The sequence below is a fragment of the Cellulosimicrobium sp. G4 BAM 1002 genome, from assembly GCF_057126935.1.
Map to the genome: position 1 here is coordinate 3,432,930 of NZ_CP182109.1, position 15,615 is coordinate 3,448,544.

A 15,615-nucleotide genomic window follows, 5' to 3' on the forward strand; every position below is an offset into this window, starting at 1 on the left:
CGGGCCGGTCAGCCCCGACGCCGACGACGGCGCCCGCGCGCCGAGACCGCGACACCCGTGGGCAGCACGACGCGCGGGTCGAGTCGCCGGGGGACCCCCGCGAGGAACAGGGCGAAGACCGCGGGGCGCCGCTGCGCGAGCTCGAGCCGCCCGCCGTCGGACGCGGCGAGGTCGCGGGCGAGCGCCAGGCCGAGGCCGGTGCCCGCGCCGGACGTCACCTCGCGCTCGAAGATGCGAGGGGCGAGGTCGTCGGGCACGCCGGCGCCCTCGTCCGAGACCTCCGTGACGATCGCCCCGCTCGTGCCCGACGGGCGGGCGCGGACCGTCGTCGTGCCGCCGCCGTGCTTGAGCGAGTTCTCGATGAGAGTCGCGAGCACCTGGGCGAGAGCGCCCGGCGTCGCGAGCACCTGGTACTCGGCCGGCACGTCGACGACGAGCCGGCGGCCCGCCTTCGCGAACGTCGGGACCCACTCCTCCTCCTGCTGGTGCACGACGTCGAGGAGGTTGACCGCCTCCGTCGTCCCGCCGTGCGCGCGCCGCGAGGACGCGAGCAGGTCGTCGACGACGCCGACCAGGCGCTCGACCTGCTCGAGCGAGATCCGCGCCTCCTCCTGCACCGCCGGGTCGTCCGAGGCCATGGAGATCTCCTCCAGGCGCATGCTCAGCGCGGTGAGCGGCGTGCGGAGCTGGTGCGACGCGTCGGAGGCGAACTGGCGCTCGGCCGCGAGCCGCCCGGCCAGACGGTCGGAGCTGCGCGCGAGCTCCGCCGCGACGAGGTCGATCTCCTCGACGCCGGACGGCTCGAGGCGCGGTCGCACCTGGCCCGACCCGAGCTGTTCGGCCGACGCCGCGAGGTACACCAGCGGGGCCGAGATGCGGTTCGCCTGCCAGACGGCCATGGCGATGCCGGCGGCGAACGCCACGACCGAGGCGGCGACGACGAGCACCACGACCTGCGCGGCGCGCAGGTAGGCGTCCCAGTAGGACACCTCGAGCACGACGACCGCACCCGACTCCGAGTGGGTGGGGCTGCGGATCTCCCGGCCCGTGACCTCGTCGCCCGCGGTGAGGACGCTCCCGTCGGGCAGCTGGACGTACACGTGCGCGGGCGGGTCGTCCGCCCGGGGCTGCACCGCGTCCTCGATGACGTAGTCCGGGATCTCGTCGCCGGCCTCGATGCGCGCGTCGATGCTGCGCGACAGGCGGTCGACGCGCGACTGCACGTCGTCCACCTCGCCCCGGAGGACGAACTGGGCGCCGTAGAACGCGAGCGGGAAGCCGAGCAGGATGACGGCGACGGCGACCGCCGCCACCGTGGCCTGCAGCATCCGACGCCGCACGCTGCCCCTCGCTCCCCGTGCCCTCGACCCGACGGTGCCGGTCAGCCCTCGCCGCTCTCGAACCGGAAGCCCAGCCCGCGGACCGTGGAGATGTAGCGCGGCGCGTTGGCGTCGTCGCCGAGCTTGCGGCGGAGCCAGGACACGTGCATGTCGAGGGTCTTCGTCGACCCGACGGGCTCCGAGCCCCACACGTCGCGCATGAGCGCGTCGCGCACGACGACGGACCCGGCGCTCGCCACGAGCACGCGCAGCAGCTCGAACTCCTTGGTGGTCAGGTGCAGCTCGCGCTCGCCCTGGAACGCGCGGTGCGCCGAGACGTCGATGCGCACGTCCTGCGCGGCCAGCTCCTCCTCGTCGCCCTGCTCGCCGTGCGAGCGGCGCAGCAGCGCCCGGACGCGCGCGAGGAGCTCGGCGAGGCGGAACGGCTTGGTGACGTAGTCGTCCGCGCCGGCGTCGAGACCGACGACGAGGTCGACCTCGTCGGCCCGGGCGGTGAGCACGAGGACGGGCGTGGTGAGACCCTTGTGACGGATCTCGCGCGCCACGTCGAGCCCGTCCATGTCCGGAAGGCCCAGGTCCAGCACCACGATGTCGGCCCCGCTCGCGGAGTCGATAGCTCCTTGACCAGTTCCTTGGACGACGACGTTATAACCCTCACGTGTCAGTGCGCGCGCCAAAGGTTCGGCAATCGCCGGGTCGTCCTCCGCTAGCAGTACGTGGGTCATTCGCTCATGCTAGGGCATCACTACGACTTCGGTCCCATCGTGTCGCGCGGACTCTGCGACCGTGGTCGGACGCCCCGCGGGCGCCCTCTGCCTAGGCTGGAGCGCATGGGATGGTACGAGCGGCTCGGACAGTGGTCCGACCAGCACCGGTTCGGTGTGGACGTCACCGTGACGCTCGTGCTCGCCGTCGTGTTCGTGCCGGCGTCGGCGGCCTTCTCGTCCGCCGGGGCGGGCGGCGTCGCGACCAGCTCGGGATGGGCGGCGTTCTGGGCGGCACTCGTCCTCGCCCCGCTGCCGTGGCGACGCACGCGCCCCGTCGCGTCCGCCGTCGCTGTGTACACCGTCGCCCTCGCGCACCTGCTGTCCGGCTACCTCGTCATCTTCCCCGCCGACTTCGCCGTGCTGCTCGCCCTGTACTCCGTGACGGTCTACGGGCCGCGGTGGGCGCACCGCACCGCCATCGTGGCCTCGCTCGTGGGGTCCGTCGTGCTGGGCACCGCGCTCGGCCTGCTCTCGGGGCGGCTCACGGACCTCGCCGCCAGCGTCTTCTTCACGTCCGCGTTCGGGAGCATGACGTTCCTCGCCGCCTGGGCGTTCGGGCTCGTGCGACGCTCCCGGCGCGAGACGATCTCCGCGCTCGTCGACCGGGCCGAGCGCCTCGAGGTCGAGCGCGACCAGCAGGCGCAGATCGCGACCGCCGCGGAGCGTGCCCGCATCGCGCGCGAGATGCACGACATCGTCGCGCACTCGCTGTCGGTCATCATCGCCCAGGCCGACGGCGGCAGGTACGCGGCGACCGCGGACCCCGACGCCGCGACGCGCGCGCTGTCGACGGTCTCCGAGACCGGCCGCGCCGCGCTCGCGGACATGCGCCGCCTGCTCGGCGTGCTGCGCACCGAGCCTCCGCGCCCTGTGCCGCCGGCAGGTGTCGACGGACCGGACCGTCCTGCCGCCGCGCTGCCACCGGGACACGGCTCCGCCCCGGTGTCCCCGTACGCCCGGCGCACGCACGAGCCGCCGAGCCCGCCGGCCGGCGCCCCGGCTGCGCTCGAGCGCGCCCCGCAGCCCGACACGGCCGACCTCGAGTCGCTCGTCGCACAGGTGCGCGACAGCGGCATGCAGGTGTCGTTCGTGCGCGTGGGGCAGCCACGAGCCCTGCCGCCCGGTGTCGGGCTGACGGTCTACCGCGTGTGCCAGGAGGCACTGACGAACGTGCTCAAGCACGCCGGTCCTCGCCCGGCCGTGACCGTCTCGGTGCGGTGGGGTGCCACGACGCTGGACCTCGAGGTCGAGGACGACGGTCGCGGCGCGGCCGCGGCACCCGACACCCGGCCCGACGCCCGCCCCGCGGGCTACGGCGTCCTCGGCATGCGGGAGCGTGCCGCGCTCTTCGGGGGCACCGTCCACGTCGGTCCGCGGGCGGGCGGCGGGTTCCGCGTCCACCTGCGTCTCCCCGTGCCGCCAGTACCCTCCGCCCCCGTCGGGGCGGGCGCGACGCCGACGGCCCCGGTCGTCGTCGCACCGACCGCACCCCTGCCGGGTCGCGCCGCCCCGCCCGGGCGCGCCGCGCCGTCGGGCAGGATGGGACCGGGCCTCGGGCCCGGGGTGATGCCACCACCGCCGCCCCCGGCCTGACCGCGTGCACCCCCACCGCGACCGCTCGACCGACAGGACCCCATGACCGACGCCCTGCCCACGCCCGGACCCGCCGCCCCGGTGCGGGTCGCGCTCGTCGACGACCAGCAGCTCGTCCGTGCGGGCTTCCGCATGGTGATCGACTCCCAGCCCGACCTCACGGTCACGGTCGAGGCGGGCGACGGGCTGCAGGCCCTGCGCCTCCTCGGCGACCACCCGGTCGACGTCGTCCTCATGGACGTGCGCATGCCGCACCTGGACGGCCTCCAGACGACGGCGCGCCTCACGGCCGCGGCGGCCGACGGCGGGCACGTGCCCAAGGTCATCGTCCTGACGACGTTCGACCTCGACGAGTACGTGCTCGAGGCGATCCGCTCGGGCGCGAGCGGCTTCCTCCTCAAGGACGCGCCGCCCGAGGAGATGCTCGCGGCGATCCGCACCGTGCACCGGGGCGACGCCGTCATCGCACCGTCGTCCACGCGCCGCCTGCTCGAGCACCTCGTCACGGCGCTGCCCGCGGAACAGGTCGAGGACTCCCCCGCCCACGCCGCGGTCGCGGCCCTGACCGAGCGCGAGCGCGAGGTGCTCGTGCTCATGGCGCGCGGCCGGTCCAACACGGAGATCGGCAGCGACCTGTTCGTCGCGGAGGCGACGGTCAAGACCCACGTCGGGCGCATCCTCGCCAAGCTGGGCGCGCGCGACCGCGTCCAGGCCGTCGTCACGGCGTACGAGACGGGCCTGGTCCGCCCCGGCGCCTGAGCGCCCGCGCGCGTCGACGTGTCAGCCCTGGGCGCTGGGCGGCTACGACCACGGGATGACCCGGTCGGCGCACAGGACCCGACCGTCGCAGGACGCGCCGGGACCGGCACGCTCCGTAGCGTCGTCCATGATCCCGCAGCACGCCCCGGCCCACCGGAGCGCGCCGCACGACGACAGATGACGAACCCGGAGATGACGTGGACACGACCGTGTACCGACCCACCGACCCCGCGCCCGACGGCGGCTCCCCCGCCGGACCGCCCGCGGTGCGGGCCCGCTCGCTGCGCAAGACGTACGGCACGGGCGAGGCCGCGGTGCACGCGCTGGACGGCGTGGACGTCGACTTCGAGCGCGGCCACTTCACGGCGATCATGGGGCCGTCGGGGTCGGGCAAGTCGACCCTCATGCACCTGCTCGCCGGTCTGGACACGGCGACGAGCGGCCACCCGTTCATCGGCGAGACCGAGGTCACGGGGCTGAACGACAACGCGCTCACCCAGCTGCGTCGCGACCGCGTGGGCTTCGTGTTCCAGTCCTTCAACCTGCTGCCCATGTTCACCGCGGAGCAGAACATCACGCTGCCCGTCGAGCTCGCAGGCGGCACCGTCGACCGCGCCTGGTTCGACACGCTCGTGCGCACCCTCGGGCTCGAGGCGCGCCTGAGCCACCGGCCGAGCGAGCTGTCGGGCGGCCAGCAGCAGCGCGTCGCCATCGCGCGCGCCCTCATCGCCGGGCCGGAGGTCGTCTTCGCGGACGAGCCGACGGGCAACCTCGACTCGCGCTCGGGGGCCGAGGTGCTGAGCTTCCTGCGCCGCTCCGTCCGGGAGCTGGGCCGCACGATCATCATGGTCACCCACGACCCGACGGCCGCGGCGTACGCGGACCGCGTCGTGCTCATCGCGGACGGTCGCATCGCGGGCGACATCGCCGACCCGACGCCCGAGTCGGTCCTCGCCGGCCTCGACGCGCTGCGCACGTTCGAGACGCCGGGCGCCGGCGACGGGACGGTGCGCGCCTGATGCTCCGTCTCACCCTGGCGCAGATGCGCCGCAGCATCGGCCGCCTCGTCGCGGCCGGCGTCGCGATCGTCATCGGGACGGCCTTCGTCACGGCGACGCTCATCGCGGGCAACGTCATCACCCAGACCACGAACGACTCGATCGCCGCGCAGTTCGCGGACGCCGACCTCGTCGTGTCCGCCCCTGCCGAGCTGACGGCCGCCGACGTCGACGCCCTGCGCGACGTCCCGGGCGTCGACGCGGTGGACGCGGTGACCGTCACCTACCTCGACCTCTCCCACGGCGCCAAGCGCGTGTTCCAGATGGGCGTCCCCGCGCCGTCCGACCCGCGCTTCCAGCCGCTCGAGGTCGTCGAGGGCGCGATGCCGTCGGCTCCCGGGCAGGTCTCGCTCCCGACCGCCGTCGCCGAGCGCCTCGGCGTCGGGATCGGGGACACGGTGATCTCCTCCACGAACGTCTGGGACGAGTCCCAGCCCGACGGCGGCGACTACGTCGAGGTGCGCGACGAGCTGACCGTGGTCGGCACGACCGACGACCCGTACGGCGCGTACGCCCAGATGGGTGGAGCGGTCGTGCTCACGGCCGCCGATGTGGCCGCCCGCAAGGAGGCCCAGGCCATGCCGGACGACCCGGAGGCCACGTACTCCGCGGCGATGGTCGGGCTCGCGCCGGGCACGGACCTCGAGGCGGCTCGCACGGCCCTCGTCGCCGCGTCGCCGGACGAGGCGAAGGCGGTGACGCCCGATGAGCACGCCCAGTCGCAGGCCCAGCGCATGACGGGCGGCCAGGACGTGTTCACGTACGTCATCCTCGGCTTCGCCGCGGTCGCGCTCCTCGTCGCCGCGCTCGTCATCGCGAACACGTTCCAGGTGCTCGTCGCCCAGCGCACGCGCACGCTCGCCCTGCTGCGCGCCGTCGGCGCGAGCAAGAGCCAGCTCTCACGGTCCGTCCTGTCCGAGGCGACCATCCTCGGCGTCACGGCGTCCGTCGGCGGCGTCCTCCTCGGCGGGCTCCTCACGCAGCTCGCGCTCCTCGTCGCCCGGGGCGCCGACCTCGGGGTGCCGATCCCGGCGACCATCACCGTGACGCCCGCGGTCGTCCTGGTGCCGCTGCTCGTCGGCACGCTCGTCACCGTCGTCGCGTCGCTCGCCCCGGCGCGCGCCGCGACGCGGGTCGCGCCCCTCGAGGCCCTGCGCCCCGCGGACGCGCCGAACGTCGCGCGCGGCGGCGGTCGCGTCCGTCTCGTCGTCGCGACGCTGCTCACCGTGGGCGGCGCGGCCCTGCTCGCCGGCGGCATCCTCCTGGGCGCGAACGGGAGCCCGGAGGTCGGCCTCCTCGCCGGGGTCGCGGGCGGCGGCCTGTCGTTCGTGGGCGTCCTCGTCGGCGCGGTCTTCTGGCTGCCGGCCGTGGTCGCGCTCGTCGGGCGCCTGCTCGCCGGCTCGGGCTCGACGGCGCGGCTCGCCACCGCGAACACGCTGCGCAACCCGCGCCGCACCACCGCGACGAGCACCGCGCTGCTCATCGGCGTCACGCTCGTCGCGATGATGTCGACCGGCGCCGCGAGCGCCCGCACGAGCCTCGACTCGGCGCTCGACGACCAGTACCCGGTCGACGTCCTCGTCGCGACGGACGCGTACGGGTGGACGGGCGACGCCGTCCCGGGGGACGTCGTGCGGGCCGTCTCCGCGACCGACGGCGTCTCGCGCGTCGTGGAGCTCTCCGCGACGACCGTCACCCTCCCCGACGGCACCGAGATCACCGCGCACGGCGTGGACCCCGACCAGGCGCGCGCCGTCGTGCGCTCGCCCGCGGTCCTCGAGCCGTTCGCGCCAGGCACGGTCATGGTGCCCGAGCTCGACGCCGAGGCCTGGGGCGTCGCCGACGGCGACACGCTCGAGCTCACCGGCCCCGACGGCGCGACGCTCGACGTGACCGCGCACGTGGGAGCGATCGGCGACGGCTGGCTGCTCGACACGGCCGACGCACGGGAGCTCGCGCCCGAGGCCCTCGTGTCCCGGCTGTGGGTCGGGCTCGACGACACGGGCGACGCCACGCAGGTCGTGCCCGCGATCCAGGACGCGATCGTCGAGTCGGACACGCCCGTCGAGGTGGCCGGCATCGCGGTCGAGCGCGCGGCGATGCAGAGCGTCATCGACACGATCCTCGGCGTGATCGTCGGTCTCCTGGCGGTCGCGGTGGTCATCGCGCTGATCGGCGTGGCGAACACGCTGTCGCTGTCGGTGATCGAGCGCCGTCGCGAGTCCGCGACGCTGCGCGCCATCGGCCTCAGCCGGTCGCAGCTGCGCTGGATGCTCGCGATCGAGGGCATGCTCATCGCGGGGGTCGGGGCGGTGCTCGGCATCGTGCTCGGCGTGCTGTACGGCTGGGCCGGCGCGGCCACGGCGCTGAGCATCATGGGCGACGTGTCGCTCGCGGTGCCGTGGCGTGACGTGGCGCTCGTGCTGGTCGTCGCGCTCGTCGCGGGCCTCGTGGCCTCGGTCGTCCCGGGCCGGACGGCGGCGCGCACCTCCCCGGTGGAGGCGCTGGCCGTCGACTGAGGCGGACGACGCCAGGCGGGAGACCGCCGGACGCACGACGGCGCCCCTGTGGACACGATGTTGTCCACAGGGGCGCCGTCGTCTCCACCGCTTCGACGTCCGCCGTCGGGCAGCATCACCCCGTGCCACCCGTGCCTCTCTCACCCTCGCCCTCCGCGCCCGTCCTCGCCGCACGCGCCTGCTCCGCGCCGGGGACCGTGCGCGTGACGCTCCGTCCGAGCACCGACGTCCTGCTCGACGCCGGCACGCGCCTCGGCGACGCGCGCGCGGCCCTCGCCGACCTCGCGTGCCGGCCGGAGCTGCTCACCTCCACGCTCCTCGTCGACGGGGTCCTGCTGGACGACGACCACCGCTGCGGCACCCGGCCGCTGCTCCCTGGCGCGACGATCACCACGGACGGGGCCCTCGGCGGCAACGCGCCGGACGTGCTCGCCGCCCCCTGGCACGTCGCGGTCGTCGCCGGGGCGGACGCCGGGAGGCTCGTGGCCGCCCCCGGCGCCGATGCGGATCCTGGTGCGGGCGGCCGTCGTGGGTCGGCCCCGGGCGCGGCGTCGTCGCTGTCGCGCGCCCGTGGCCGGTTCACGGTCGACGACCTCGACGTCCGCTGGGTCCGCACCCGCCGCGGCACGCGGTTCGCCATCCGCGCACCGCGCGGCACCCGGCGCGTGCGCGAGGGTTCACGCGTCCCGGGTCGGCGCGGACGACGCGTCGCGTCGTGGCGCCCGGTCCGGTGGCGTGCCGGGCAGACCATCGTCACGCCGGGCGCCGCGTACGAGCTCCGTCCGCGCCCGGTGCTCGAGCACGCTCCCCGCCCCGTGCTCCGCCCGGGTCCCGCGAGCGCCGCAGCGGCGGACGGGCCCGACCGGTCGTGGACGACCCAGCTCACGACGGCGCTCATGCCCGCGGTCGCGTCGCTCGCGCTCGCCGTGACGTTCCGGCAGCCCTTGTACGCGCTGCTCGCGCTCACGGGACCGCTCGCGCTGCTCCTCCCTGCCGTCGTCGCGGCCCGACGGCGGCGCGCGGCCCGGCGGTCGGCGGAGCACCCGGTGGCCGCGACGCGCGGCACGACGGGGGGCACGACGGGGGGCGCGGCCTCCTCCAGCGGGGGCGCGTCCCGGGGTGCGAGCGGCGGCACTGCCGACGCGCCCGGTGGGGCGGACGGCGTCCCCGCGGACCCGCTGCAGCCGCGTCCCGCCGACGTCCTCACCTGGGCGACGGTGGCCCATCGCGCTCCGGCGGTGCGCCGCGCGCAGGCCGACCGGCGCTCGGGAGCGGGGGCGGGCGTGGCGGCGCTCGCCGATGACGCAGCTCCGGGAGCGGTGCCGGGTGCGGTGCCGCTCCCGGACGGGTGCGTGGCCGTGGTCGGACCGCGCGCCGCTGCCCTCGGCGCGGCACGCGCGGTGCTCGCGGAGCTGCTCGTGGAGGGCGCGACGCTCACGGTCCGCCACGCCCAGTCCGCCGCGGCGGAGTGGTCGTGGTGCCGCTGGCTCCCGGGTGCGGGGCCGGTGCCGCGGCTCGGCAGCGACGCACCGGCACGTGCCGACGCCGACGTGCTCCTGGTCGACGGGGATCCGGCTCCCGGCGAGCTCGCGGGTGCGTGGGAGCGGCTCGGCCCGGCGGGGACGCGGCTCGTCCTCGTGACCGAGGACCGTGCCCGCGTGCCGGCATGGTGCCGCACGGTGCTCGACGTCTCCGGCCCGACGGCGGTGCTCACGGGCGCGGACGGCGTGCGCACGTCCCGTCCGCACGTCGGCGTGAGCGTCGCGTGGGCGCACGCGCTCGCGCGCCACCTCGCGGCGGCCGCGCACCTCGGTCGCCTGGGTGGGGGCGCCCACGCCGAACCCGACCCGGGGGACCCCACCGCGCGCTCGCTGCCGGCCGACGTGTCGCTCGCCGCGCTCCTCGGCGCCCCTGCGCAGGACCTCGCCGACTGGGTCGCCGCGCGCTGGTCCGACGCCGCCCGCCGTGACGGTCGTGCGCTGCGCTGCCCGCTCGGCGTCGGGTCGGGCGGCACGCCCGTCACCGTCGACCTCGTGGCCGACGGCCCCCACGTGCTCGTGGCCGGCACGACCGGCGCCGGGAAGTCCGAGCTCCTGCAGACCCTGGTGACGGGACTCGCGCTCGGCCGGTCCCCCACCGAGCTCACGTTCGCGCTCGTCGACTTCAAGGGCGGAGCGACCTTCGGAGCGTGCGGCGAGCTCCCGCACGTCGTCGGCCAGGTGACCGACCTCGACCCCGGGCTCGCCGGGCGCGCGCTCGCCGGCCTGCGCGCGGAGCTGCACCGGCGCGAGCGCGTCCTCGCCGGCCTCGGCGCGGCGAGCGTCGACGACCTCCCCGTGGGAAGGTTGCCGCGCCTCGTGGTCGTGGTCGACGAGTTCCGCGCGCTCGCCGACGACCTGCCGGACTTCCTGCCGGGACTCCTGCGCATCGCCGCGCAGGGGAGGTCTCTCGGCGTCCACCTCGTCCTCGCGACGCAGCGGCCGACGGGTGCCGTCAGCGCCGACGTGCGCGCCAACATCACGCTGCGGCTCGCGCTGCGGGTCGTCGACGTCGCCGACTCGCGCGACGTCGTCGAGTCCCCGCACGCCGCTCTCGTCCCCGCGTCGACGCCCGGCCGGCTCGTCCTGCGTCGCGGGGCCGAGGCGCCCGTCGCGCTTCAGTGCGCGCGTGCGTCGGCGCCCGCCCCCGACCACGCGGCCGGCGTGCGCCTCGCCCCCGCGTGGGGCAGCGCGCCCCGCGCAGCGGACACTCCGCCCCCCGCCGCAGGTGCCGTCCTCGTGCGGCTCGTGGCCGCCGCGCGCGAGGTCGCGGAGCGTACGAGGCTGCCGCGCCCCGCGCCGCCGTGGCTCCCGGCGCTGCCGACGCAGGTCGCGCCGGACGCCCTCCCGGGCACGGACGGGGGTGGCCCGGCCCTTCCCGTCGCCCTCGGCGACGTGCCCGCGGACCAGCGCCGCGCCGTCGTGCGCTGGGACCCGCGTGACGGGCACCTGGCCGTCCTCGGCCGCGCACGCTCGGGGCGCACGACGGCGCTGCGCACGGTCGCGCTCGCCGCCCTGGCGCAGGGGTGGACCGTTCACGCCGTGGGCGCCGGGCTCGTCGAGCTCGCTGCGCACCCGGGCACGGGGACAGTCGTCGACCGCGGCGACGCCCGTCGCCTCGCGCGCCTCCTGCGCCTCCTCGCGGGGCACGACGACGGGCAGGAGCGACCCGACGGGTTCACGACCGGCACCCCGACGCTGGTCGTCGTCGACGACGTCGAGGCGGTGCGCAGCACGCTCGGGGCGCTCGCGGGTGGTGCCGGGGCGGACCTGCTGGCGGACGCGATCGCCGACTCCGGCGCCGCGTTCGCCGTCGCGGGCAGCGGTCCGACGGTCGCCGGGCTGGCCTCGCTGGTCGGGGTGCGCGCCGTGCTGACGTCGCGCGACCGTCACGACGACGTGTCGCTCGGCGTCCCCATGGCGCTCGCCGGGCAGGGCGGTCCCGCCGGACGCGCGATCTGGCTCGGCCCGGGCGAACCGGTCGTGTGCCAGGTGGCACGGGGCGAGGAGGTCTCGCGCGAGGCGCTGCTGGAGAGCACCCGAGCCAGGACGGGCCTGCCGGGGCACCGGGAGAGTCCGGTCCGGCTCGTCCGGCTGCCCGAGCGGGTCGACGCGCACGAGCTCGACCCGGACGCCGGCCGGGCCACCGGCACGGAGCGGGAGGACGGGCCGGGGCCTGGCGGCCTGCGGGTCGCCGTCGGTCGAGGCGGGGACCACGCCGGGATCTTGACCCTCGACGTGTCGCGCGGAGCGCTCGTCGTCGGGCCGCCGGGGAGCGGACGGACGAACGCGCTCACCGTGCTCGCGCGCCGTGCCGCGGAGGCGGGAGTGCTGCGCGGCGTCGTGGCCCGGGACGACGCGCTCCTGGCGCTCGCCGGTCCAGGCGTCCCCGTCGTCACCCGGCACTCGCCCGTCGAGGTCGCGGAGCTCCTGGAGGCCCTCGCGGCACGGACGGGGACGCCCGCGCAACCATCCGGTCGCCCCGCCCGGCCCGACCGCCCTGACCGGCTCGACGTCGTCGTCGTGGACGACCTGGACCTGCTCGGCCAGCTGTGCGTGCTCGAGGCCGACCGGCTGGCCGCCCTGCGCCGTGACGGGCTCGTCCTCCTCGCCTCCGCGACGACCGCGGCAGCGGCCATGGCGTTGCGCGGCCCGCTCGCGGACCTGCGCGGGGTACGGGCGGGAGTCGTCCTGGCACCGGGCGAGCGGGGAAGCGCCGACGTGTTCGGGCACGGCGTCGAGTGGCTGACCGACCCCGGCCGGCCCCGGCCCGGGCGCGGCGTCGTCGTCCAGGGCGGGCGGGTCGCGCCCGTGCAGGTCACCGTCGCGCGGTCAGCCGTGTGAGCGCGTCAGGCCTGGGAGCGGGCGTCGCGCGTCGTGGCCTCGACGACGGGCCGGAGCATGAGCAGGACGAGGACGACGACTGCGAGCACGAGGCCTACCACCACCCACGGCGTCACGCCGACCTGGAGAGAGCTGATCGCCACGACCCCCTGGAGCACCTGCCACGTCGCGACCGGCGAGCGGGACCAGCGCTGCCCCCTCACGAGGCCCCGCAGGCTCGCGGCGAGGATCGCCGCGACCCCGAGCGCGAACACGACCAGGAAGAGGCTGACGCCGAGCGACTGTGACCCGCCACCGACGAGCTCGACGAGGATCAGGACGGCGCCTGCCACGAGCGCGACGATCTCGATCCCGACCCCGACGAGGAGGGCCGTGAGGGCGGCCGGCCGCGCGGGCACGCCGGATGCCCCGGGCATTCCGGGGGTGGGCTCGGACGGGGTTCCGGAGGGCGCTCCGGACGGCTCGGCGGGGGGCACGATCACCCAGCGTACGCGCCGACCTGCGGCTTCACACGCTTGTGACGAACACCTCACGATTCACGTTGAGGAAACTTCCTCGTAACCCCTTGTGCTGGGCTTCACGAGGTGTGAACCTGGTTCAAGCATCAATTACCCCCCGCTCCAGCCTGGTCACGCGAGGCCCCCATCTGCGGCGCCCCTCCACGGAGACTCATCATCTCGAGACCAGGCTCCTCTCATGCCAAGGAGATGACGAACATGGACTGGCGCCACCGCGCAGCGTGCCTGGACGAAGACCCCGAGCTCTTCTTCCCGATCGGCAACACGGGCCCCGCGCTCCTGCAGATCGAGGAGGCGAAGGCCGTCTGCCGTCGGTGCGACGTCGTGGACACGTGCCTCAAGTGGGCCATCGAGTCCGGTCAGGACGCCGGTGTCTGGGGCGGTCTCTCCGAGGACGAGCGTCGCGCGCTCAAGCGCCGCACCGCTCGCGCACGCCGGGCCGGCTGACCAGCCGGCTGACGCTCGACCCACGGCGCCACGGGCGCCCACCGATCGTCCGACGGGCCGTCACCCTCCCCCGGGGTGGCGGCCCGTCGTCGTTCCCTGGAGCCGCTACTGCTGGCGGTTGCCGTCGCGCAGGACCAGCTCGAGCACGACCTGCGTCCCGCCGCCCGGCCGCGGCGACCACTCGATCGTGCCGCCGAGCTCGTTCGTGACGAGCGTGCGCACGATCTGCGTGCCGAGACCGCTCTTGGCGGCCTTCCCTGCGAGCGCGACGTCGCCCTCGGGCATGCCCTTGCCGTCGTCCGACACGACGATGCGCACCGCCGAACCGTCGCGCTCGGCCGAGACCTCGACGGTCCCGGACTCCCGCTTCGCGAGACCGTGCTCGACGGCGTTCGTCACGAGCTCCGTGAGGATGAGCGCGAGCGGCGTCGCGTCCTCCGCCGGAACGAGCCCGAACGTCCCGGTCGCCACGGTGCGCACGCTGGTGTCCGCCGACGCGACGTCGGCCGCGAGCCGCAGCGCCCGGCCGACCATGTCGTCGAACTCGACCTCCTCGTCGAGCGTCTGGGACAGGCTCTCGTGCACGAGGGCGATGGTCGCGACACGACGCATCGCCTCCTCGAGCGCCGCACGCGCCTCGGGGACGTCCATGCGGCGGGCCTGCAGGCGCAGGAGCGCGGCAACGGTCTGGAGGTTGTTCTTCACGCGATGGTGGATCTCGCGGATCGTCGCGTCCTTCGTGATGAGCTCGCGCTCGCGCCGCCGCAGCTCCGACACGTCGCGGCACAGCAGGACCGCGCCGATGCGCTGGCCGGACTCCGTCAGCGGCAGCGCCCGCAGCGAGAGCGCGACGCGCTGCGCCTCGATCTCCGTGCGCCACGGCGCCCGACCCATGACGACGAGCGGAAGCGACTCGTCCACCGGCGTCCGGTGCTCGACGAGGTCCGCCGTCACCTCGGCGAGCGACCGGCCGACGAGCGGGCCGATCACGCCGAGGCGGTGGAAGCAGCTCAGGGCGTTCGGGCTCGCGTAGAGGACCTCGCCCTCGGAGTTGAGGCGGATGAGCCCGTCGCCGACGCGCGGTGCGCCGCGGCGCGGACCGGTCGCCGCGTTCGGGAAGGGGAACTCGCCGCGCGAGATCATCGCGATGAGGTCGTCCGCGGCCTCGACGTAGTTGAGCTCCAGCCTGCTCGGCGTGCGGCCGCTGCCGAGGTTGGTCTGCCGGGCGACCACGGCGATCGGGCGGCCGTCGTGGACGACCGGGATCGCCTCCTCGCGCACCGCGTACGCACCGAACCAGCGGGGCTCGCGCGAGCGCTGCGAGCGCGCCTCGGTGAGCGCGCGCTCGAGCTGCGGGCGCTGGCCCTCGGGCGCGAAGGAGCCGACGATGTCGTCGTAGTGGACGGTGGCCCCGGTCGACGGCCGGCACTGCGACACGGCGACGAAGTTCCCGTCGGTGGTGGGCAGCCACAGCACCAGGTCGGCGAACGCGAGGTCGGAGATCACCTGCCAGTCCCCCACCAGGAGGTGGAGCCACTCGTTGTCCGCCGCACCGAGCTCGGCGTGGCGGGAGATGAGGTCACTCATGGCAGACACGGACCCCAGACTAGAGGGGTCCGGCCGGTAGAGTCCCACTGGGCGCACCGCGCTCGCCGTCGCCCGAACCGTCGAGAGGCCCGTGGGGGCCGAGGAGGTCCCGTGCACCTGAGCGTCGTGCTGCGCTACCCCGCTCCCGTCGACGTCGTCGGCGCCCTCCTCGCGGACGAGGAGTTCGTCCGGTGGCGGGCCGCGCGCTCCGGCGGCGACGGCGCGCGCGTCGAGCAGGTCGACGTCACGGGGAGCGAGGACGAGGGCTTCGTCGTGGTGGTGCGTCGCACCCTGCCGACGGCACAGATCCCCGCGCACGTGCGGTCGTTCGTCGGTGGGGAGCTCGAGATCCGTCAGGCCGAGGCCTGGGAGCCCGCGCGCGACGGCGAGCGCGCCGGCACGGTGTCGCTCGAGATCACGGGTGCACCCGTACGCCTGACCGGCACGGTGGTGCTCGTGCCGGACGGTGCCGGCACCGTCCAGACGTACACCGGCGAGGTCAAGGCGTCCGTCCCGCTCTTCGGTCGGGCCATCGAGGAGGCCGCCGTGGGGGCGGTCCGCTCGTCCCTCGCCGCGGAGCAGGCGGCGACCCTGGAGTGGCTCGCGCGCTGACGCCGGCCGAGACCCGTGCACCGGTCTCGAACC

11 protein-coding genes are annotated in these 15,615 nt (G+C 75.8%); 7 read left to right on the forward strand and 4 right to left on the reverse strand.

From position 1 onward, the window contains the following. Positions 1-8 precede the first annotated feature (8 nt). Both ACMXGY_RS15425 and ACMXGY_RS15430 read right to left on the reverse strand, forming a co-directional pair. Positions 9-1,340, reverse strand: coding sequence for an ATP-binding protein (locus tag ACMXGY_RS15425; protein WP_483773861.1), 1,332 nt, complete (start codon positions 1,338-1,340; stop codon positions 9-11). A gap of 41 nt (positions 1,341-1,381) precedes the next feature. Continuing rightward, positions 1,382-2,065 carry a response regulator transcription factor gene (locus ACMXGY_RS15430; protein WP_483773862.1) on the reverse strand — a complete coding sequence of 228 codons (684 nt, stop codon included), beginning with the start codon at positions 2,063-2,065 and terminating at the stop codon, positions 1,382-1,384. A gap of 105 nt (positions 2,066-2,170) precedes the next feature. On the opposite strand from ACMXGY_RS15430, the gene ACMXGY_RS15435 reads away from it, so the two are divergent. The 5 genes from ACMXGY_RS15435 (at position 2,171) to ACMXGY_RS15455 (ending at position 12,418) form a co-directional block, all read left to right on the forward strand. Further along, positions 2,171-3,700 (forward strand): sensor histidine kinase, encoded by a 1,530-nt coding sequence (locus tag ACMXGY_RS15435; RefSeq protein WP_483773863.1) that lies wholly within the window; start codon positions 2,171-2,173, stop codon positions 3,698-3,700. A 42-nt stretch (positions 3,701-3,742) separates the two neighbouring features. After that, entirely contained in the window at positions 3,743-4,459 is a 717-nt protein-coding gene (locus tag ACMXGY_RS15440; protein WP_483773864.1) for a response regulator, read from the forward strand. Positions 4,460-4,656: 197 nt separating this feature from the next. Further along, complete coding sequence (locus ACMXGY_RS15445) at positions 4,657-5,478, forward strand: ABC transporter ATP-binding protein (RefSeq protein WP_483773865.1); 822 nt, start codon at positions 4,657-4,659, stop codon at positions 5,476-5,478. Beyond that, the gene (locus ACMXGY_RS15450; RefSeq protein ID WP_483773866.1) at positions 5,478-8,036 is read left to right on the forward strand and encodes an ABC transporter permease; all 2,559 of its coding nucleotides are present in this window, start codon (positions 5,478-5,480) and stop codon (positions 8,034-8,036) included. Before ACMXGY_RS15445 ends, ACMXGY_RS15450 begins: the two co-directional genes overlap by 1 nt. Positions 8,037-8,167: 131 nt before the next feature. Continuing rightward, entirely contained in the window at positions 8,168-12,418 is a 4,251-nt protein-coding gene (locus ACMXGY_RS15455) for an FtsK/SpoIIIE domain-containing protein (RefSeq protein ID WP_483773867.1), read from the forward strand. 5 nt (positions 12,419-12,423) lie between these two features. Here the strand turns inward: ACMXGY_RS15455 and ACMXGY_RS15460 are convergent, their stop codons facing one another. Beyond that, positions 12,424-12,894 carry a hypothetical protein gene (locus tag ACMXGY_RS15460; protein ID WP_483773868.1) on the reverse strand — a complete coding sequence of 157 codons (471 nt, stop codon included), beginning with the start codon at positions 12,892-12,894 and terminating at the stop codon, positions 12,424-12,426. 240 nt (positions 12,895-13,134) lie between these two features. Between ACMXGY_RS15460 and ACMXGY_RS15465 the strand changes: the two genes are divergently transcribed. Further along, positions 13,135-13,383, forward strand: coding sequence for a WhiB family transcriptional regulator (locus ACMXGY_RS15465; protein ID WP_021481972.1), 249 nt, complete (start codon positions 13,135-13,137; stop codon positions 13,381-13,383). A 105-nt stretch (positions 13,384-13,488) separates the two neighbouring features. On the opposite strand, the gene ACMXGY_RS15470 is transcribed toward ACMXGY_RS15465, so the two are convergent. Further along, complete coding sequence (locus tag ACMXGY_RS15470; protein WP_483776879.1) at positions 13,489-14,970, reverse strand: sensor histidine kinase; 1,482 nt, start codon at positions 14,968-14,970, stop codon at positions 13,489-13,491. Between the two features lie 111 nt (positions 14,971-15,081). Between ACMXGY_RS15470 and ACMXGY_RS15475 the strand changes: the two genes are divergently transcribed. Further along, positions 15,082-15,582 carry a DUF2505 domain-containing protein gene (locus tag ACMXGY_RS15475; protein ID WP_483773869.1) on the forward strand — a complete coding sequence of 167 codons (501 nt, stop codon included), beginning with the start codon at positions 15,082-15,084 and terminating at the stop codon, positions 15,580-15,582. Positions 15,583-15,615 lie beyond the last annotated feature (33 nt).

Coding starts and splice junctions, on each gene's coding strand:
- ACMXGY_RS15430 (WP_483773862.1), bottom strand. CDS start 2,065: ATGACCCACGTACTGCTAGCGGAGGACGACCCGGCGATTGCCGAACCT.
- ACMXGY_RS15435 (WP_483773863.1), top strand. CDS start 2,171: ATGGGATGGTACGAGCGGCTCGGACAGTGGTCCGACCAGCACCGGTTC.
- ACMXGY_RS15440 (WP_483773864.1), top strand. CDS start 3,743: ATGACCGACGCCCTGCCCACGCCCGGACCCGCCGCCCCGGTGCGGGTC.
- ACMXGY_RS15450 (WP_483773866.1), top strand. CDS start 5,478: ATGCTCCGTCTCACCCTGGCGCAGATGCGCCGCAGCATCGGCCGCCTC.
- ACMXGY_RS15465 (WP_021481972.1), top strand. CDS start 13,135: ATGGACTGGCGCCACCGCGCAGCGTGCCTGGACGAAGACCCCGAGCTC.
- ACMXGY_RS15470 (WP_483776879.1), bottom strand. CDS start 14,970: ATGAGTGACCTCATCTCCCGCCACGCCGAGCTCGGTGCGGCGGACAAC.